The sequence below is a fragment of the Labrenzia sp. OB1 genome (assembly GCF_001624695.1).
In the GTDB taxonomy this organism is placed as follows: domain Bacteria; phylum Pseudomonadota; class Alphaproteobacteria; order Rhizobiales; family Stappiaceae; genus Roseibium.
Window position 1 is genome coordinate 42,329 of record NZ_JSEP01000025.1, and the last position, 18,593, is coordinate 60,921.

Consider the following 18,593-nt stretch of genomic DNA (forward strand, 5'->3'; position numbering starts at 1 on the left):
CTGCGCTTCGCCCTCGCCCAGTGCGCTCGCCGGGTGCTATCCGCGCAAACGCTCCGTCGGCTCGCGCATGGTCACGAGTTCTTCCGCGGCCGTCGGGTGCACGGCAATGGTCCGGTCGAAGTCCGCCTTGGTTGCCCCCATTTGCAGCGTCACGCCGAGTATCTGCGCCAGTTCGCCGGCATCGGGCCCGACTATGTGCACACCCAGGACCTTCTGGCTGTCGGCATCCACGATCATCTTCATAAGCATTTTCTCGTCCCTGCCGGACAAGGTGTGCTTCATCGGCCGGAAACCTGACTTGTAGATATCGAGGTTGGCCGTCCGGCTCAAAGCTTCTTCCTGCGTCACCCCGACCGTGCCCATTTCAGGCTGAGAAAATACAGCCGTGGCGATCAGGCTGTGATCCACCGCCCAAGGATTGCCGCCGAAAACGGTGTCGGCAAAGGCATGGCCTTCGCGGATCGCCACCGGTGTCAGATTGGCGCGGTTGGTGACATCGCCGACCGCGTAAATGGAGTCGATATTGGTCCTGGAGTCCGCGCTGACCTTGATCGCTCCGGACGCATCCATTTCAACGCCGGCCTTCTCAAGGCCAAGGTCGCTGGTGTGCGGATTGCGGCCGATCGCGAACATGATCTGCCCGGCGTCCAGAGTCTCACCGTTTTTGGTCTTGCCGCTCAGGGAGCCGTCGGCATGTTTCTCGATCCCGGTGAAGACGTCGTTCAGAAGTACCCTGATACCCTTCTTCTCCATTTCCTCGCGAACCATCGTCCGCAAATCCATGTCGAAGCCGCGCAGGATTTCCTCACCACGATAGATCAGCGTCGTGTCGACCCCGAGGCCGTTGAAGATGCCGGCAAACTCGACGGCGATATACCCGCCTCCGGCAACCACGATCTTCTCGGGAAGCTCATCGAGATGAAACGCTTCATTGGAGGTGATGACATGCTGAACACCGGGCAAGCCGGCATCGACATTCGGAGAGGCTCCCACGGCGATAAGAATGTACTTGGCGGTAACTTTCTGCCCGGTCGTCAGCAGGCGCACTGTGTGAGCATCTTCGATCACGGCACGGCTGTCATGAACTTCGACGTTGGTACGTTCCAGGTTGCGCCGGTAAAGGCCTTCCAGGCGGGTGATCTCCTGGTCCTTGGCGGCAACCAGCTTGCTCCAGGAAAAGCCGCGCTCGCCGACAGTCCAGCCGAAGCCTTCCGCATCTTCAAATTCCTCGGAAAACTTGGAAGCGTAGACGAAGAGCTTTTTGGGCACACAGCCGCGGATAACGCAGGTTCCGCCGTATCTGTATTCTTCGGCGATCCCGACACGTGCGCCATGGGTTGCCGCTATGCGAGCGGCTCGGACTCCGCCGGACCCACCGCCAATAACAAAAAGATCGTAGTCGTACTCGCTCATTTTTCGGCCTCTTGATATGTCTTGCGCAGCTTTGGAGCGCCGCCTGGCCGGACAAACGCGGGTCCGGCGGAGATGGTTCCGGTCCGCCCCACATAAGCGGTTGCCGTTACCATGCAAGAGCGGCGCAGAACCGCCCTCCCCCGAAGGTGGCGACCAAATGTTCGCGATAGAATGGATCGGGCCGCGTTCGCGGCCCGCAGACCGGAAATCAAACCAGTCTCACTATCCTGTGTGTCACCTGTAATTCAGCAAAAGCGCGATGCGATCGCCGAAATCACAGTACCTCACTCCACCACGTTCCGCTTGGCGAGTTCTTCCTGAACCATCGTTACCATTTCCGTGGAGATCTTGTCCTGCCACTCGCGGGCTGCGCCGACGGAATACTGGGTGATGGCCGGGATGGAATTGGTCAGCTTCTGTCCCAACTCCGTGCCGTAGAATTCGGCAAGGCTGTTCAGCTCGGCTTCGGTGAACATGTCTGCCCAGGCCTGATAGACCAGACCGTTCAGTTCCACGCGTTTGGGAGCCAGCTTAAGCGCGACTTCCTGGGTGACCTCGATGATCTCTTCCGCACGGGTCGGATCGGTCTGAATGAACGCGGTACGGGTCTGTTCGGCGAGGATCGGCAGAATATCGTCGAAGGGCTCGAGGACCTTGGTCGCAGCAGCTACCTTTTTCGCGGCAGCCATGTGACTCTCGGAAACGGCGTTCTGCGCGGACGCGGCAGTGGAAAGAAATCCGGCGGCAATCATGGCTGCGCCCACTACAGCTGCACGCTGGAAAGTCTTGACAAGTTTCATTTTTCTACTCCTAGGCGGCTTTCATCGCTCGTTCGAAAAGCCAAATCACACCACTTGGATGGGCAAGACGGTCTTTACCCCATCTGCGCCTGCCACGTAAGCCTTAGTTGCAAGATTGATGAAGAGGCCGTGCTCGACAACGCCGGGGATCGCGACCAGTCGGTCAGCCAGCAGTTCGGCCTGTTTGATTTCCTGAAGACGTGCATCCAGAATGAAATGGCCACCATCGGTTTTAAACGGCCGGTCGCCGCCGCCACGCAACTCCAGGTCCGAAGGAAGGCCAAGGTCTTCCAGAACCTTGAGAATTGCGAGCCTTGCGGTTTCCAGCCCAAAGGGAATGACCTCGATCGGCAAAGGAAACCGCCCGAGGGTTTCAACCTGCTTGCTGGCGTCCGCTATGACGATCATCTGGCCGGAAGCCGATGCGACGATTTTTTCGCGCAGGAGCGCGCCGCCGCCTCCCTTGATCAGCACCAGATGCGGATCAAGCTCGTCAGCACCGTCAACTGTCAGGTCCAGTTGTGGCATTTCGTCCAGTGTCGTCAGCCTGATTCCCAGACTGGAGGCCAGTTCCGCGGTCCGTTCGGATGTCGGCACGCCAATCACATCCAGCCCGTCACCAACCCGCCTTGCAAGCGCATATACAAAAAGCTCGGCCGTCGACCCGGTACCAATACCAAGACGCATGCCGGAAGTGACGTCTTCCGCAGCGCGTTCAGCAGCTTGCTTCTTGAACTGGTCGCTCATTCAACGCTCCTCTTGCCCCCTCCTCCGGCACCTTTGCCGGTGGACGAAACCCTGGCCATCGTCCGGGCGGTCAAGCATGGCAGGTTATCTCGTTTTGGCCGCCGGGTGCTTAACATGGCCGGGCTCGGGCGGTCCAGTGACATTCCCTACTTCACCCGGAGAAACTGCGCATTCGAAAGTGTCCAACTCTTGGTTAACCATACCTTCAGGATACCCATGCATAATAATGAAATTAGTCTGGGGACTGGAAAGCAAAAATTCAAATGAACATACTTCGACTTGGATCAAGACAAAAATCACGGGAGGAATTCTCTCCTGATATTTTTGCTCCCCCTGAGGCATCTGAAGACGAAAACGGATCCGTTTCTGAAAAGGCAAATTCTTCAGACCGGATGAGTTTCGTTCTGGACAGCCTCGAGGACGATCTGACGGTGGCGGCGAAAGCCATCAGTTCAGCCGCCGAGAAGGTTCAGGACCAGCTCGACAGCCAGATGGACAAGCTGGAAACCATCCGCAGTGACAGCCAATCGCTTGCCGATCAGTCGGCAACCGCAGGAGAAAATGCTTCCGGGCTGGCGGATTCCATTCAGCAGCTGTCAACGTCGAGCGGCGAAATCGGCAGCCAGGTCGGGCTTTCCAATCAGCTTGCCGACGAAGCCCGGGATGTGGCCGACCAGGCCAACGGCGGGGTGATGGAACTCAAGCAGGCCATCGATGACATTGCGAATGTGGTCAATCTGATTTCGGACATAGCAAAGCAAACCAACCTGCTGGCCCTTAACGCCACAATCGAGGCCGCCCGGGCCGGAGAAGCCGGCAGGGGCTTTTCTGTGGTCGCCAGCGAAGTCAAGGCACTGTCCGTCGAGACCCAGTCGGCCACGGAACAGATCATCGCCAATATCGACCGGCTCAATCATTCGGCCGAGAACAGTCTCGGTTCGGTCAACCAGATTATCGATGTTATCGGACGTATCCGGCCGAGCTTTGCCGCTGTCGAGGGAGCAGTACAGACCCAGGTCGAAACCACCAATTTGATCGGCGAACAGGCCCAGCAGACCGCGAACTTCGTCCAGGAAGTGGTGAAGAAAGTCAACACGATTACAGATTCCGCCTCCGCCGCGGAAGAGGGAGGAACGCGCGCCCGGACCCTGGGGACGGACATGAGCACAGCAGCGTATTCGCTGCAGTCGCGTTTCACCATGATGATCCGGCAGACCGAAATAGGTGACCGGCGGCAGCATGACAGGCTTCCCGTCAAGCTGGGCGGGACCGTCACCACCGGTGGAACGGCGGCAAAGATCGAAACACTGGATATCTCGGAAGGTGGCGTTCTGTTCAAGCCGGACAGCGACGGACTTCTGCGCACAGGCAGCAGAGCTCATCTCGAGCTTGACGGCATCGGCGGAGCCGACATTTCGGTTGTTTCCGTATCCGACAATGGCTGTCATAGCCGCTTCGACAATCCGGCCTCGAACTTCCAGGAACGACTTGTCGCGAAAATCGCTTCCGTTCATTCCACGCACGCCAGAGAGGTGGAATTGGCGCAATCGGGTGCGACCCAGATAATCGCAGCAATGGAAGGTCTTCTGGCAAACCGCCAGCTGAGCCAGGACGACCTGTTCGACACCAACTACATGCCGATAGAGGGATCCAATCCCCTGCAGCTTTCCAACCGCGCCCTTGCCCATCTGCAAAAAGTCCTGCCGGACATCCAGGAGGCAATTCTTGGCGCCGGAAATAGCATGGTGTTCTGTGCCGCGATCGACCGGAACGGCTATCTGCCCGTTCACAATCTGATCTATTCGAAACCGCAAAGACCTGACGATCCTGCCTGGAACACGGCGAATTGCCGCAACAAGCGGATATTCGACGACAGGGCCGGTCTCAGTGCGGCGCGCAATACCCGCCCCTTCCTGATCCAGTCCTACGCCCGCGACATGGGCGGCGGCAAAATCGTCTGGATGAAGGAGATCGACGCGCCGATCATCGTTGAGGGACGCCATTGGGGCGGTTTCCGCACGGCCTACAAGCTTTAGGGAGCTCCGGGACCTTGCGGCGGCGCCCCAATACGGCTAGGCAAAGCTTCGTTTCGTCTTTGCCGGAGTTTTCATGTCTGTTCTGGTGTTCGATCTCGACGGCACCCTGGTGTCTTCCATGGAGGACCTGGTTGCCACGCTGAATGTCGTGATGACCACGGCCGGCCACTCCGCGATCCCGCAAGAAGATGTCGCCCACATGGTCGGCATGGGGGCGAAAGTTCTCATCCAGCGCGGGCTGGACTACAACGGCGTCGCCTGGACAGACCCCGAAATCGCGCCGCTCTACAGCCATTTCCTCGACCACTACGCAGGCAATTTAGCCGTTCGGACGCGGCCGTTCGAAGGCGTGCTTCCGGCCCTTGAAGTGTTCCGCAACGAAGGCTGGAAACTCGCGGTGTGCACAAACAAGGCCGAAAGGCTGACCCTTCCGCTGCTCAAGGAGCTCGATCTCGGCAAATATTTCGACGCCGTTGTCGGAGGCGACACCTTTGCGGTTTCCAAGCCCCATGCCGAACCGGTTCACGGCGCCATTGAGCGGGCCGGCGGCCAGGTGGCGGGCTCCATCATGATCGGTGACAGCGGCACCGATATCAACGCTGCCCGCAACGCAGGCATTCCGGTAATCGCGGTCGATTTCGGTTACACGCCCGTGCCGGTGCGCGACCTCGCACCGGACCGGGTGATTTCCCATTTCGACGAATTGGCCGCAGCCGTCGCAGAGCTTTCACCGCAACGTCCCGGCGCCGTAACCTGACCCTGGCGCCGCGCTCCTGCACTCAGGGGATTTTGGCAGAGCTCAGTTCCGGATCATTCAGAATGTTCTGATCGCCTCACCCAGCGTCGCGCGGATCTCCGCCTGCCTGTCCTTCAGCGATGTGCTCTGGGTGTCGATTTCCTCGATGCGCGTTTCCGACTCGGCGAGATTGCGCGCGGCACGCTTGTACAGGTCGGCGCCCGGCTGAACAGCGATCAGATTGGCGCGGTGGCGCTCCTGGTCCCTTGTCTCTTCGTCCTTGTTCTCCAGCAATCGCCGCAGTTGCCATTCGATCTGCGAGATTTCGGCCTGCAGGCTGGCCAGACGCTGCAGCTTTTTGCTGGTTTCCGCGTCCGGAGACCGCTCCGCCAGACTCAAAAGCAGGTTTTCACCGGTCGACATCAGGGCGTAGGTTTCCGAAACTATACGCTCGGCAACCGCGCGCACCGTTTCAGAACCGCCCTCGGGCACATGGATCCTGAGACGATGATGAGTTGCCGTTGCCTCCGTTTCCTGCGCAGAGGTGAACGTCCAGCCCGGCCGCTTTGGGTGTTCGATGACGATCGTGCGCTCCGCGTCCGGCGCTCCCTTTATCGCATAGACGGTTTCGGAACGCTGACGGACGGAGGCGGTCAGAACACCCTCGGCGACCTTGATCGAAACGATCCTGTCATCCGGCTCGGTCTTCTGTGCGATGCGGACCTTCCTGTCGGTTGCGAAACTCGCCATGCGGCCTTCGCCGGACGGCATTCCGCCAATCTGCGCATCGCCGACATAGCCTTCCCGTTCGTCATAAACGGTCAGGATGCCCTTCGGCAGGCTTGTATCGGTTTCATTCTCGATCAGGATTGCCGCCACCGGATGCGGCAGCCCGCTTTCCGGTTGAAACACGGAAACGGTTTCAGCGCTCACGACCTGATCGACGATCGGCGCGGAAAGAGTGTCTCCGCTTTTAAGGGTCACCGGGAAAGGCAGCGTGAAGGCGGCTGTGACCGCCCCCTCCACCGCTTCGCCTACATTGGCGGCGGCGAGGACGGCAGGTGCTTCCTGCGCTGCGGCAGGCGCCGCAAGAAAGGCGCTCGCGGCAGCACCGCCTCGTTTCAGACGGCTGTCCGTCTCGGCCAGCTCGAACACGGGTTCGGCGCCGCTGTCCGGCCTGGGAACGTAGCCCTCGGAGACATCGACCGGAACTTCGCGCCGCTCTTTCCAGTAAAGGTCATGCAGGCGCTGCTTCAAGGTGACAGGAGCGCCGGAGGACAGGGTGACGCGCACGTTCTCCCAGTCCTCACCGCTGGCGTTTTCCAGCACAGCCCAGGCCTGCAGCCGGGCCTTGCCCGCCGGCAGGGTCACCACCCGGTAGGCGGTTTTCCAGATCGGTGCCGGAACCACATAGGAGACGGTCACTTCACGTTCCCCCTCCCCGGTCACTTTCAACGTGACGGAGCGCGCGCCATCCGACTTTCCGTTTCCGACCGCAGTCAGAGCCCTGGCAACCTGCTGGCGGATTTCATCCTCAAGGAAAACGATCTCCGTCTCCGGGGTCAGGTCCACACCGACGATCCGCCCGTCATCACTGAGCACGGAAGCGATGTCTGCCTGCCCCTTGTCCCCCTGGTCCTTCACGGAGACACCCAGCACAAGGCCCTCGATTGTCGAGCCCGCCATTTCCAGGCGCACGCGCGTGCCCTGCAGTTGCGCCAGAAGACGCGCCGGAGACTGGAGATCGTCTTGAGAGAACGGCAGATTCTTGAAGGTTTCGGCGCGTGGATCGGGACCGGGCAGCGTCAGCCCCTCAACGACACCCTTGCCGTCATAGACGACAATGCTTTTCAGGACATCGTTCACCTGATCCAGAGGCAGTGTCATCTCGATGAGGCCGGTGCTGTCGATATCGGCCTTGCGCACCACCTCGGCGAGGCCGCCGGACGACAGCGTAATGGATGTCACCGGCCCGTTGCCTGCGGACCAGCCGGCGGTTGGCAAACAGAGAAAGAATATGGCTGCTGGTGAAAAGAATGCAGCGGAAGACTTGCTGAAAAACATCAAAAATACTCCGGAAATCAATCGGGGAGAGACGAAAGAACAGTACATTCAATGGGCAGAAATTACGGCAATTCTACGAAGAACGGGATTTGAGCTGTCGAGAGAGAAGCGAAAGCCGGACGCGCCGGGAACAGCGCCCGAGGCCGCAAAAAGACCTTGCCAAGTCCTGCCACATCCCTTAGACACCCGCCATCCAAATCAGGATTTTGGGGCGATTAGCTCAGCGGGAGAGCACTCCCTTCACACGGGAGGGGTCACTGGTTCAATCCCAGTATCGCCCACCATTTTCCTTCATTGCGACCTGAATACGATCACGCCGACCTCCAAAAGCGGCAGATCGAACGACAGCAAGTTTCAGCCCAAGGTACGGCCATTCCGAAACCTGCGCTTTGGCCAGTAAAAAACGGCCCGCCTGCGAGCATGTTGTGAATGGCAAACACCCGGCCCGCAATCCCCAGACGATTTGGCTCAATTGAGCGGCGTACCTTTGTTTCGCGCGGGCTCCTGCTATCCTTCGGATCGTGATTCCATGAGGATAGAGACAATATGGCCACGCAAACCGCTGCGAACCCTCTTCGGGAGAAGATGCTGAAGGGACTTGCCCTGCAAAAGGCAGGCGAGGTCAAGGAAGCGCAGCGGTGCTACAAGCAGGTCCTCAAGAAAGCGCCCAACAATGCCGATGCGCTCAATCTGCTGGGCGTCACCTACCGGCAACTGGGCAATCCCAAGCGGGCGATTGAATATATTCAAAAAGCCATCGCGGCCAACAACAACCAAGCCCCGTTTTACGCCAATCTGGCGCGGGCCATGATGGATGTGGGGACGGATTCGGAAAGCCTGCTGCTCGTGTGCGACAAGGCCTTGTCGATCAACCCCAAAGAGCGCGAAGCCCGGAACATGAAGTCCATCGCGCTTACACAGTTGAAAAGATACGAGGAGGCTGAACTGATCCTGCAGTCCCTGCTCGTCGAGGATCCCGACTATCTGGAGGCCTACCAGAACTACGCGAACCTGCTCATGAATGCCAACAGGCCGGAGCATGCCATCACCTTCCTGACCAAGTCGATCATGCTCAGCCCGGACAACCCAATCAACTACATTCACAGATCGCGCTGCAGGCAGAAACTCAAGCAATTCGAGCCCTCCCAGTACGAGTTGAGCGATGCGCTGGAGCGTTTTCCCGACAACAGCGATATCCAGCACGAGGCCGCCCGGTTGCTTTTCAGCATGAACGAAACCGCGAAAGCCATTCAATACGCGCGCAAAAGCTTTGAAACGGACCCCAACAATTTCCACAAGTGCGTAACCATGGGAGTAACCTTGCTGATGCACGGCGATCAGGTGGAATCGCTCGAGATGATGAAGCTGGCTGAAAAGATTTCTGGAGGGACGAACCAGACGGTCAACTGGAACCTCTCGCTCGCCTATCTTGCCAATGGCGATCTGGAAAACGGCTGGCGATTGCACACAGCCCGTTTTGGCGATGCCGCTGCCCAGGTCACACGCAGGAAGTTCAACGTGCCTGCCTGGGAAGGCGAGGACATTTCCGACAAGACAGTTCTCGTGTGGGCCGATCAGGGGCTCGGCGATGCCCTGAAAGCGGGGACAATGCTGCCGCAGCTTGCCGAGAAGGCCGGAAAGGTCATTGTCGAGGTCTCGGAAAAAGGCGCGGCCTTAATGCAGCACTCCTTTCCCCAGATCGAGTGCCGTGCAGCCCTGATGAACGCGGAACTCGAAGCGACCGCCTCGGATTTCGATGTGACAGCCAATATCAGTGATCTGGTCGAGTTCTTCCGTCCGAATCTCGAGGCCTTCAAATCTGCTCCAAGCCCCGTCTATTCGTTCCAGAAAGACCGGGCCCGGGAGTATCTGGAAAGATTGCGAGGCTATGAGGACAAGCCGGTTATCGGGTTTTCCTGGCGGTCCCAGAACCTGGCAGCGAACCGCGCGAGATATTATCTCTCCGCACCCGCCATTTCGCCTGTCCTGGAGTCGCGCGACGCGATCTTCGTGAACCTGCAATACAAGGCAATTCAAAAGGAAATCGAGTTCTTCCAGACGAAGTTTCCCGAAAAATTTCAGTTTTTCGAGGATGTAGATCTGTTCGACGACCTGCTCGGCGCCGCGGCCCTGACCGGTATCTGCGACTTTGTCGTTTCCGCCAATACGAGCGTTGCCGATATGGCGGGTATCCTCAACATTCCGTGCATCCGCTTCGGTCAGCAGGAACCCGCCCTGCTTCTCGGGCAGAAAAACCCGCCCTGGTATCCGACCATGACCTATATGCGTCCCTATACGGACCGGCCGTGCTCGGAATTCGTTCCAGAAATTATCGCGGAACTGGATCGCCAGATGGAAAACTGGACGCCGGAGAGACGGAACAAGCGTCTCGGCCTTTAAAAGTCTGCTTTCCAGTCAGCCTGGGTTTCTGGCGACTGCCATCAGCGTATCCGTTGCATCGATCCTGTTCAGAGCCGCCTCGTAGACAGACAGGAGATCCGGCGTATCGAGCGCCGCAAGCGTCGATTTATGGCCGCCAGGCCGGCCGGCCGAGAGCCAATGGAGATGATTTGACAGCGGATAACGCTGGACCCCTTCCACAACCGGATTTTCAAATCCCGCTGCCGCCAGGAGCCGTCGCAAACTGTCCCTAGTGTGCAGGACCAGATGCTGGCTCCACAATGTGAAAGCCTTGAAGGCATCACATTTCAACTCGCGCAGCAACAGGTCTCCGGCATGAGGCACTTCAACAATCAGGGTTCCACCGGGCTTGAGCACGCGTTTCAGCTCCCGCAGCACCGGCAGCGGATCGGGCAAATGTTCCAGGACGTGAAAACTGACGGCTGTATCCATGCTGCCGTCTTCAAGATCTGCCAGGGAGGTGTGGCAAGCGATGCCCTCGTCCCTGAGCGCCCGCACATAGTCTTTTTGCAGTTCCACACCGCAGCAGGACGCGGTCTCGTCTTGAACGTTGCGGAGAAAGCTGCCGTCGCCGCACCCGAAGTCTACGATATTCCGTCCGCAGACAAAGGGTTTGCAGGCAGAGGACCGGCGGGTGGCATCGCGGGTGATTTCGTAATCGCGCGAACCGGTTTTCGCCAGATTGACCTGTCGATACTCCCCCTCCTCGTAGATTTCGTCGCCGCCATAAAAGCCGTCGATATAGATGACGCCTGACTGGCGGTCCCTGTAAACGGTGACATCGCCGCGGTCGCGGGTTCCTTTCGCGAAGACTTCCCGATGCGCCTCGCTCGCCGCACCGATTTCCGACAGGGTCTCGAATATGTTCGTCATCGCAGCAGGCCTCGCCGGGCGTTCGGTTTGTGGGGTCTATCCCAGGTGTGGTTTGCGTCCACACGCCACCGCAAAGGCCTCCAGGGCAAGCCAATCGCGCGGAGTGTCGAGATCGATTTCCGTCGCGTCTGGGAGAACGACCGGCACGCTTTTTCCGAAAAACCGCTGCCCCGCTTCAATGAACCCGCTTTTGCGCAGTGCATAGATCGCTCCCGTTTCCCTGAATTGTTCCGGCCGGTCCTGACGACGCTGGCGGGGTTTTGAGACGTTGTGATTGACGCCAATCCCCGTGCCGTCGGGCGCGATTTCCCAAAGAAACGCATGCACTTCAACGACCGAAAAAACCGTATCGGCGGCCAGGCGTTCGCCTGTACGCACCACCAGATCGATCTCGTCCGGTGTGGTCAGCGGAGACGTGCATTGCAGGAAGACGATCGTCTCGGCATCTTCACATTCCCTGCAGGCTTCGACCGCGTGTAAAAGCGCTGCTTCCGAAGAGGCTTCGTCGCCGGCAATCTCCGCTGGCCGCAACACGCCGGTCGCGCCGTATTTGGCGGCAACGTCGAGAATCCCGGGATCATCGCTGGAAACGACCACATCTGAAACGGTCTCGGCGGCCAGCGCAGCGCGTATGGTATGGGCAATCAGGGGGACTCCCAGGAAGGGTTTGACGTTCTTTCCCGGAATACCCTTGGACCCGCCCCGTGCGGGAATGATCGCAACTGCGCGCTTCATGGCGTTCAATCCGCGTTCCCTCAAAGACCGGGGTTGCTGACGGCTGCCTTTTTCAGATCGTAGATCGCCATGCGGCGGGCAATCTCCGGCGCAAGGATCTCCGGCTTCCAGCCGAGAAGCTTCTGTGCCTTGCTGTTGTCGCCGCGCAGATAGACAACATCCGAAGCGCGGAAATAGCGGGGATCGACATAGGCGACCAGTTTGCCCGTCTTGCGATTGTAGCATTTCTCCTCAAGGCCCTCGCCTTCGGAATAGAGGTCGAACCCCACTTCCTGCGCCGCCATGAAAAGGAATTCCCGAACAGTGTATTCGGTATTGGTCGAGATGACGAAGTCGTCCGGCTCACCGTGATCCAGCATCTTGATCATCATGTCGGTATATTCGGGGGCATATCCCCAGTCACGAACGCTGCTGAGATTTCCCAGCGGCATGGCTTCGGCGTTCTGAAGCTTGATGCGGGCGAGCCAGCTGGTGATCTTTCTGGTGACGAACTCATAGCCACGCAGCTCGGATTCGTGATTGAAGAGAATGCCGGAGGTCGCGAACATGTCATAAGCCTGCCGGTAGTTCACCACCAGGGAATGGGCAGCAAGCTTTGAAACCGCATAGGGGCTCAGCGGATTGAACGGCGTCTTTTCCGACTGCGGCTTTTCCAGCACGTCGCCGTACATTTCCGATGTCGATGCCTGATACAGCTTCGCATCCAGCTTCAGAAGACGCATGGCCTCCAGGATGTTCAACACACCCATGTAGTTCACGTCGGACGTATAGTGCGGGAACTGGAAACTGTCCGCGACGAAACTCTGGGCCGCAAGATTGAAGATCATGTCAGGGCGAATTTCGTTCAGGACATTCTGCACATTGGCGAATTCCGTGACCTCGAGGGTGCACAGTTTCACTTTCTCGCGAATGCCGAGTTCCTTCAGGCGCCCCGTCTTGGACGTGCTTCCCCGCCGCATGGCGCCGTAGACCTCGTCGCCGCGCTCAAGAAGGGCGCGCGCCAGAAAAGCACCGTCCTGACCGGAAATGCCGGTGATCAGTACCTTAGCCATGTTGTTCTCCCAGTTGCAGGATCGCTTTTTCAAATCCGTCACCTTCGGACAGATGACCTTGCCAGATTTCCAGCACCTTGCGGCCCGGACCGTCGATATAGGCACCCGGGTCTCCGAGATCGCCCTTGCCGAATTCGATGCCCTCGCCGTCGATGCCGACAGCGTCGGCTATATGCAGGTGACGGGCAAGCGGCACGAGCTTTTCGTACCAGCCATGCCAGTCCTGCTTGGCGTAATTCGCGGAGAGGATAAGATGCGACAGATCCAGACACAGTTCCATGCCGATGTCATTGAGGATCTCGATGTCGTCCGCCCCGCAGAACATGTCCAGTATATCCGCCCCGCCGAAGTACCAGGCGATGCGCGGCAGCCACTGGGGATAAACAGGTATGCCCCGTTTCCGGCCGGTCCGGTCCAGATAATCCTGCAGGCGGCCGTAGGTTGCCCGCTTGCCCTCCTCAAGCAGTCTGGAGAAACTACCGACGACAGGAACCGCCGCACCGGTCCTCGACTCCAGTTCCAGCGCCAGATCCACGCAGGTGCCGATCACGCGGTCACTGCCCGCAACCGTCGCCTCATCGCTCGAGAGCGGATCGATCAGCGTCTTGCTGTCGATATAGTCGGGAATGTGAATGGAATAGTGACGCGACAGGTCAAGCCGCGCGAGCCCCTCCTCCATCGAACCGCCAAAGGTGGCGACCTCTTCATACGACAGGTGCAGTTCGTAGTTCTTGATTGGAAAACGGGTCTGCAGCGCCTTGGCGTCATGCAGGCGGACCGGGATGGAGAGCTGTTTTTCATCGCAGAACGCGATCAGCTTCTTGTTCAGCGGCGGTTTGGGGCCGCTGAAATGGAGATCTGAAATGGCGGAACCTTCGGTTACCCGCCGTTTGACCGCCTTCAAGCCGCGTTGTTTCACATCCGCCCAGGTGAGGCCTTTCCTCGGTGCCTTGATGACGGTGTTTCGCGCATCGAGCGTTTCGCCCGGAGCGATGTCCCGGCTGGCATAGAGCGACGAGCCGAGGTTCTGCATGTTGATGCGCTCACCCTGATTGACCTCGCGCCGTCCGGTGCCCTGAACCGTCTCATAGGCATTTAGAAGTCTGCACATGCGGCGAAATTCTTCAGGATCGGAACTCGAGCTGTCGTCGATACCCTTGCCGAACTTGTCCATCGTCAGATGGCGTTCGAAAACGGTCGCGCCGTTGGCCGCTGCAACAAGACAGACCTCCCAGTCCTGATCGTGACTGGAATAGCCAACGGGCAATGCGGTGCGTTCCTTCAGAGTCCGGAGAAACCCCATCTGCTGATTTCCGAGCAGAACCGGATAATTGGAGATGCAGTGAAGAAAGATGACATCCGGGATGTCGCGGGTACGGTCAATCGCATTGAAGATATCTTCTTCCGAGTGGCCGCCGGTGCTCAGGATCAAGGGTTTCCCGAAGCCTGCCATGGCCGAAATCAGGTCTTCGTTGAGAAGTTCCGCCGAAGGGACCTTGAAGAAATCGAAGCGGGAAATGTCATCGCCGAAATCCGCGGCGTCCCCGGATTTGAAAAAGCTGATCCCCGCGGCCATTCCCTGCTGCTTTATCAGGTCCACCAACTGCAGAACGCGCTCGGGCGGGATGTAATTGTCGTCGATCTCCCGGGAAAGGATCTCGTCGCCAATCTCATTCGTCGCCTGATAGAAGCCGTGCTTTGCCCGATACTGGAACTTGGCGCCCCAGGCGCCGGCTTCCGCCGCGATGTTTATGAGCTGCCCGGCAACTTCGGTAGACCCGCGGTGGTTGATGCCAAGTTCAGCAATGATTTTCATCTCAAGCAACCCAAACCAAAACACGCACCACAGAGTTGGGACCCATGTTTTTCAAAGCAATTTGACCGGAGAGTATTGCAAGGCCCAAGCAGTTGATATTGATCCGGACGCCCCTCAGCGCACCTTCCACAGATAAGCGCGCAATTTTGCACGCATTTTTCCCAAACACGTCGGCAGGCCGGTTTGCGGGACGTTTTCGAAGAGCGGAAAAACGAAAAAGGCCGGACTGATCCGGCCTTCAGGTGATTCTTCAATGCAAGCTGCGACTAGCCGACAAACGCCCGTTCGACGACGAATTCAGCAGGCTTGTTGTTGGCGCCTTCGCTCAGGCCGGCTTCTTCCAGAAGCGCCTTCGTGTCGCGGAGCATGTCCATGGAACCGCAAATCATGCCGCGATCGATGGCCGGATCCAGGGGCGGAACGCCAAGATCCTCGAACAGCTTCCCGGACTTGATCAGGTCGGTGATCCGCCCCTTGCGCGGAAACTCCTCGCGCGTCACGGACGTGTAATGCACCAGCTTGTCCTTTGCGAACCCGCCGATCAGCGGATCGTTGATGGTTTCCTGGACAAGGTCCTCACCGTATTTCAACTCGGCGACTTCCCGGCAAGTATGCGTCAGGATGACCTGATCGAACTTTTCATAGGTGTCCGGATCGCGGATCAGACTGGCAAAGGGGGCAATGCCGGTTCCGGTGGAGAACATATAGACCCGCTTGCCTGGAACCAGCGCGTCGTTGACGAGCGTGCCGGTCGACTTCTTCTTCATCAGAACAGCGTCGCCGGGCTGGATTTTCTGCAGATGCGACGTCAGCGGTCCGTCCGGAACCTTGATCGAGAAGAACTCCAACTCCTCATCCCATGCCGGGCTCGCGATGGAATAGGCCCGGTAGAGCGGTTTGCCGTCGATCATCAGGCCGATCATGACAAATTCGCCGGACCGGAACCGGAAGCTTGCCGGGCGGGTCATGCGGAAGCGGAACAGATGGTCCGTGTAATGCTGGACGGTCTTCACTTCTTCCACGAACACACCGGCCGGTGCGGCGGCTTCCAGATCTGCGGGTTTGGCAAGTACATTCATTTCAATCGGCTTCCGTGAGTCATCGCATAATGGGTATTGTGTCTCATGTAGCACCACTCGTGCGTTGACTTGAAGCAACTCTGGACCACTAAAGCGACTTGACACAAAAAAATCTTTCTAATTTTGGTCAGGTTTTGGGGCGCAGCCAACACGCCCTGTCGTTTCCGGCCACCCGGTCACGGGCAACCGGTTTCGATCACGGCAAAGGCAACAGCTCCGTCAGGCCTCGACTTCCCGTTCGCCGAGGTCAACAACATTGGTGACGGTCTCCCGAAAATAGTCGAGCCTGCCGTCCTTTTCGTGGCTGAGAATTAAGGTGACGCTCTCACAGTCGCATTGGCGCACCTCATAGAAGAACACCTGGTGAAACCGGGTCAGGAACCAGCCCTCTCCAAGCGCCACCGACGACAGGCCGGCAATGCGCGTGCCCTTCGTGAAGACCCCCTGCGCCAGCCGCTGAAGGACCGACGTCATCTCGGCTAGATTTCTGGCGGATTGCCACGATACATCCAGCTCGTCTCGATAGTGATCGATCCGGAAATCCAGATCCTCGGCCATAAGGGCGAGCAGCTCGGGGCTGCCTTTCTCGAACAGGTTCAGGATCTGATGGATCGCAATCGGCTCGGTGCGCGGCAACGGAAAGGTCCGGTCCTGCTCAAGGCGCTGGTCCGGGGTCGTAACGGCAGTCATGTCGGATCTCCTGTAGTCGCCGTTAGAGGCGGGGTCGATGCCGCAATTGTCCCCGGAGGCCAAATCAAAGTATATTCCTATGCGACCTATATCTTGAATTGGTTTTTCCTATGATTGAAGTAACCCCGCTCCGCTACTTTGTCAGCGCCTTTGAACTCGGCACCATCAGCGCTGCCGCCGCCGCGCATGGCATCGCGCAGCCATCCCTGTCCCAGGCCCTGCACAAGCTGGAGGAGAATATTGCCGCGCCGCTGTTTGTCCGCACGCGCAAAGGTCTGCGCCCGACCACGCAGGGCAGCCGGCTCTACCAGCACGCCCTGTCGATCCTTGGCGCGGTCCAGAACGCGGAAGACAGTTTTCGACCGCTGGCACAGCGGCATGCCAGCTTCTACACGTCGCCCGACATTCTCCTAAAACCGTTCCGCGGCGCCTTTCAGGGACTAAAGCGTGCCTGTCCAGAACTGGAGCTGCGTTTTGAAACCAATGCCGCGGACGCCGAACTGGCACTGGTCGACCAGGCCTGCGCCCCGAAAAGCCACCGGTTCCACGAACTGATCCGGGAACCCTATGTGCTGGCGCTCAACAAGGGCCATCCGCTTGCGGCCATGCGGGTACTGGACCTCGGCGAGCTTCACGCCGTGCCTTTGATAGCGCGCAGATACTGCCCCCGCTATGACGCCTTGCTTGCGGAACTTGCGCGGGAAGAGCTGACCCTGACGTCCTCCGCCGAAGCGGTTCACGACCAGCAGGTTCTGGAACTGGTCCGGCTGGGCTTTGGCGGCGCCCTCTTGCCGGCTGGTCACGTGGCCCGGCACGAGGCGATCGCCGCCATCGCCATCGCCATCGACCACCCTTTCCTATCGGAACGTAGAGTGGGTCTTGCTGTCAAAAAGACGGCCGCCGCCAACGAAGTGTTTCGTATTTGGATGACGGGTTTTAACGCGCCTTCACCATAAATGTGACACCTCAAACAAAGATTGATCTTAAATTGCCTTTTTTATTTGACACATCAATAAAAACTGCAAAACTTACTGCAAAATAAAGACAATCTTCAATAATACCTTCCAATGAGGCCAAGTAAATGTCCGGACGCACACACGAAGAAACAGGCCAGACAATAGCATTCGTGTTGTTGGACCGGTTTTCCATGAACGCATTCGCCAGCGTCATTGAGCCCTTGCGAATAGCAAACAGGCTACTTGGGAGAGACTACTATGCATGGACAACTTATTCCCTTGACGGGAATTCAGTCCTGGCAAGTAACTCTTGCGAAGTTACCGTAAATAAATCTATTCGTGAACTTCACGACGCCGATATCACGCTTCTTTGTACTGGTATTGACGTAGAGCGGCTTCCCCTGGACCCCGACCTCGGCAGCAAGCTGCGCCGACTCAACGCGATGGGCCGGACCTTCGGCGCGATCTGCACCGGAGCTTACCTGCTTGCCCGCTACAATCTTCTCGACGGCAGGCGCTGCACCATTCACTGGGAAAACCTGCGCTCGCTGCGGGAGGAATTTCCGGACGTGGAGGTCACTTCCGACATTTTCGCGATCGACCGCAACTGTATCACCTGCGCCGGCGGCATGGCGTCCCTCGACATGATGCTGCGGCTGATCGCCATTCAGCATGGCGCTTATCTCGCCCATGAAGTGGCCGAGGTCGCGCTTTACCAGAACATGCGGTCGGGCGAATCCGCCCAGCGGCACGATATCGAGGCGCGCACAGGCATCTCCAACGCCAAGATCCTCGATGCCATTCGCATCATGGACCTGCATATCGAAGACCCGCTGAGCTGCCAGCAGCTTGCCATGACGGTCAATCTGTCGCCGCGCCAGCTGGAACGCCTTTTCCGCCGTCATTTCAACTGCACGCCGGGTCAGTATTACCTGCGCCTGCGTCTGGAAACGGCCCGCGACCTTCTGCGCCGGACCAGCCGTCCGGTTCTGGACGTCGCCCTGGCCTGCGGCTTCGCCTCGACCTCGCATTTCACCAAATGCTACCGGGAGCGCTTCCTGTGCACGCCAACCGAGGAACGCCAGTCCTATCAATGGGCCAACACAAAGCAGACCTCCGGCGTCGGCACGGCAACACCGCCAATGCGCCTCGTCGCCAAGTAACCGGCGCTCAAC

The 18,593-nt window shown here is 58.5% G+C and carries 15 protein-coding genes and 1 tRNA gene; 6 read left to right on the forward strand and 10 right to left on the reverse strand.

The annotated features are described in order from the left end of the window. Positions 1 to 36: 36 nt before the first annotated feature. The 3 genes from gor to rpiA all read right to left on the reverse strand — a co-directional run bounded on the left by gor (position 37) and on the right by rpiA (position 2,960). Complete coding sequence (gene gor / locus OA90_RS23830) at positions 37 to 1,413, reverse strand: glutathione-disulfide reductase (RefSeq protein WP_068418672.1); 1,377 nt, start codon at positions 1,411 to 1,413, stop codon at positions 37 to 39. Between the two features lie 284 nt (positions 1,414 to 1,697). Continuing rightward, a complete protein-coding gene (locus OA90_RS23835) occupies positions 1,698 to 2,213 on the reverse strand; it encodes a DUF2059 domain-containing protein (protein ID WP_068418675.1) in 516 nt (171 codons plus the stop codon). A gap of 45 nt (positions 2,214 to 2,258) precedes the next feature. Beyond that, positions 2,259 to 2,960 carry a ribose-5-phosphate isomerase RpiA gene (rpiA, locus tag OA90_RS23840; protein WP_068418678.1) on the reverse strand — a complete coding sequence of 234 codons (702 nt, stop codon included), beginning with the start codon at positions 2,958 to 2,960 and terminating at the stop codon, positions 2,259 to 2,261. A gap of 392 nt (positions 2,961 to 3,352) precedes the next feature. Between rpiA and OA90_RS29820 the strand changes: the two genes are divergently transcribed. Both OA90_RS29820 and OA90_RS23850 read left to right on the forward strand, forming a co-directional pair. Next, on the forward strand, positions 3,353 to 4,996 hold the full coding sequence (locus tag OA90_RS29820; protein WP_279625830.1) for a methyl-accepting chemotaxis protein: 1,644 nt from the start codon (positions 3,353 to 3,355) through the stop codon (positions 4,994 to 4,996). A gap of 73 nt (positions 4,997 to 5,069) precedes the next feature. Further along, positions 5,070 to 5,753: an HAD family hydrolase gene (locus OA90_RS23850; protein WP_068418684.1), complete on the forward strand. Its 684-nt coding sequence runs from the start codon at positions 5,070 to 5,072 to the stop codon at positions 5,751 to 5,753. 57 nt (positions 5,754 to 5,810) lie between these two features. Here the strand turns inward: OA90_RS23850 and OA90_RS23855 are convergent, their stop codons facing one another. Next, positions 5,811 to 7,700 carry a DUF4139 domain-containing protein gene (locus OA90_RS23855; protein ID WP_199823818.1) on the reverse strand — a complete coding sequence of 630 codons (1,890 nt, stop codon included), beginning with the start codon at positions 7,698 to 7,700 and terminating at the stop codon, positions 5,811 to 5,813. A 305-nt stretch (positions 7,701 to 8,005) separates the two neighbouring features. On the opposite strand from OA90_RS23855, the gene OA90_RS23860 reads away from it, so the two are divergent. Continuing rightward, a tRNA-Val gene (locus tag OA90_RS23860) sits at positions 8,006 to 8,080 on the forward strand. A 262-nt stretch (positions 8,081 to 8,342) separates the two neighbouring features. Continuing rightward, positions 8,343 to 10,196, forward strand: coding sequence for a tetratricopeptide repeat protein (locus OA90_RS23865; protein ID WP_068418687.1), 1,854 nt, complete (start codon positions 8,343 to 8,345; stop codon positions 10,194 to 10,196). Positions 10,197 to 10,211: 15 nt separating this feature from the next. Here the strand turns inward: OA90_RS23865 and OA90_RS23870 are convergent, their stop codons facing one another. The 6 genes from OA90_RS23870 to OA90_RS23895 form a co-directional block, all read right to left on the reverse strand. Then, positions 10,212 to 11,090, reverse strand: coding sequence for a class I SAM-dependent methyltransferase (locus OA90_RS23870; protein ID WP_082837241.1), 879 nt, complete (start codon positions 11,088 to 11,090; stop codon positions 10,212 to 10,214). A 36-nt stretch (positions 11,091 to 11,126) separates the two neighbouring features. Next, on the reverse strand, positions 11,127 to 11,825 hold the full coding sequence (locus OA90_RS23875) for an acylneuraminate cytidylyltransferase family protein (protein WP_156510614.1): 699 nt from the start codon (positions 11,823 to 11,825) through the stop codon (positions 11,127 to 11,129). Positions 11,826 to 11,845: 20 nt separating this feature from the next. Further along, positions 11,846 to 12,877 carry a GDP-mannose 4,6-dehydratase gene (locus OA90_RS23880; protein ID WP_068418693.1) on the reverse strand — a complete coding sequence of 344 codons (1,032 nt, stop codon included), beginning with the start codon at positions 12,875 to 12,877 and terminating at the stop codon, positions 11,846 to 11,848. Further along, positions 12,870 to 14,693 carry an N-acetylneuraminate synthase family protein gene (locus tag OA90_RS23885; protein ID WP_156510615.1) on the reverse strand — a complete coding sequence of 608 codons (1,824 nt, stop codon included), beginning with the start codon at positions 14,691 to 14,693 and terminating at the stop codon, positions 12,870 to 12,872. Before OA90_RS23885 ends, OA90_RS23880 begins: the two co-directional genes overlap by 8 nt. A 266-nt stretch (positions 14,694 to 14,959) precedes the next feature. Then, on the reverse strand, positions 14,960 to 15,772 hold the full coding sequence (locus tag OA90_RS23890; RefSeq protein ID WP_068418699.1) for a ferredoxin--NADP reductase: 813 nt from the start codon (positions 15,770 to 15,772) through the stop codon (positions 14,960 to 14,962). A gap of 219 nt (positions 15,773 to 15,991) precedes the next feature. Then, positions 15,992 to 16,462, reverse strand: a complete 471-nt coding sequence (locus tag OA90_RS23895) for a hypothetical protein (RefSeq protein ID WP_068418703.1) — start codon at positions 16,460 to 16,462, stop codon at positions 15,992 to 15,994. A gap of 110 nt (positions 16,463 to 16,572) precedes the next feature. Between OA90_RS23895 and OA90_RS23900 the strand changes: the two genes are divergently transcribed. Together OA90_RS23900 and OA90_RS23905 are read left to right on the forward strand one after the other, a co-directional pair. Then, positions 16,573 to 17,418 carry a LysR family transcriptional regulator gene (locus OA90_RS23900; RefSeq protein ID WP_068418706.1) on the forward strand — a complete coding sequence of 282 codons (846 nt, stop codon included), beginning with the start codon at positions 16,573 to 16,575 and terminating at the stop codon, positions 17,416 to 17,418. A 191-nt stretch (positions 17,419 to 17,609) separates the two neighbouring features. Then, entirely contained in the window at positions 17,610 to 18,581 is a 972-nt protein-coding gene (locus OA90_RS23905) for a GlxA family transcriptional regulator (RefSeq protein ID WP_244274707.1), read from the forward strand. Positions 18,582 to 18,593 lie beyond the last annotated feature (12 nt).

Excerpts from the sequence above, each read along its gene's own strand:
- OA90_RS23865 (WP_068418687.1), top strand. The coding sequence starts at position 8,343 with ATGGCCACGCAAACCGCTGCGAACCCTCTTCGGGAGAAGATGCTGAAG.
- OA90_RS23895 (WP_068418703.1), bottom strand. The coding sequence starts at position 16,462 with ATGACTGCCGTTACGACCCCGGACCAGCGCCTTGAGCAGGACCGGACC.
- OA90_RS23900 (WP_068418706.1), top strand. The coding sequence starts at position 16,573 with ATGATTGAAGTAACCCCGCTCCGCTACTTTGTCAGCGCCTTTGAACTC.
- OA90_RS23870 (WP_082837241.1), bottom strand. The coding sequence starts at position 11,090 with ATGACGAACATATTCGAGACCCTGTCGGAAATCGGTGCGGCGAGCGAG.
- OA90_RS23880 (WP_068418693.1), bottom strand. The coding sequence starts at position 12,877 with ATGGCTAAGGTACTGATCACCGGCATTTCCGGTCAGGACGGTGCTTTT.
- rpiA (WP_068418678.1), bottom strand. The coding sequence starts at position 2,960 with ATGAGCGACCAGTTCAAGAAGCAAGCTGCTGAACGCGCTGCGGAAGAC.
- OA90_RS23905 (WP_244274707.1), top strand. The coding sequence starts at position 17,610 with ATGAACGCATTCGCCAGCGTCATTGAGCCCTTGCGAATAGCAAACAGG.
- OA90_RS23850 (WP_068418684.1), top strand. The coding sequence starts at position 5,070 with ATGTCTGTTCTGGTGTTCGATCTCGACGGCACCCTGGTGTCTTCCATG.
- OA90_RS23875 (WP_156510614.1), bottom strand. The coding sequence starts at position 11,825 with ATGAAGCGCGCAGTTGCGATCATTCCCGCACGGGGCGGGTCCAAGGGT.
- OA90_RS23890 (WP_068418699.1), bottom strand. The coding sequence starts at position 15,772 with ATGAATGTACTTGCCAAACCCGCAGATCTGGAAGCCGCCGCACCGGCC.
- OA90_RS23885 (WP_156510615.1), bottom strand. The coding sequence starts at position 14,693 with ATGAAAATCATTGCTGAACTTGGCATCAACCACCGCGGGTCTACCGAA.
- OA90_RS29820 (WP_279625830.1), top strand. The coding sequence starts at position 3,353 with ATGAGTTTCGTTCTGGACAGCCTCGAGGACGATCTGACGGTGGCGGCG.
- OA90_RS23835 (WP_068418675.1), bottom strand. The coding sequence starts at position 2,213 with ATGAAACTTGTCAAGACTTTCCAGCGTGCAGCTGTAGTGGGCGCAGCC.
- gor (WP_068418672.1), bottom strand. The coding sequence starts at position 1,413 with ATGAGCGAGTACGACTACGATCTTTTTGTTATTGGCGGTGGGTCCGGC.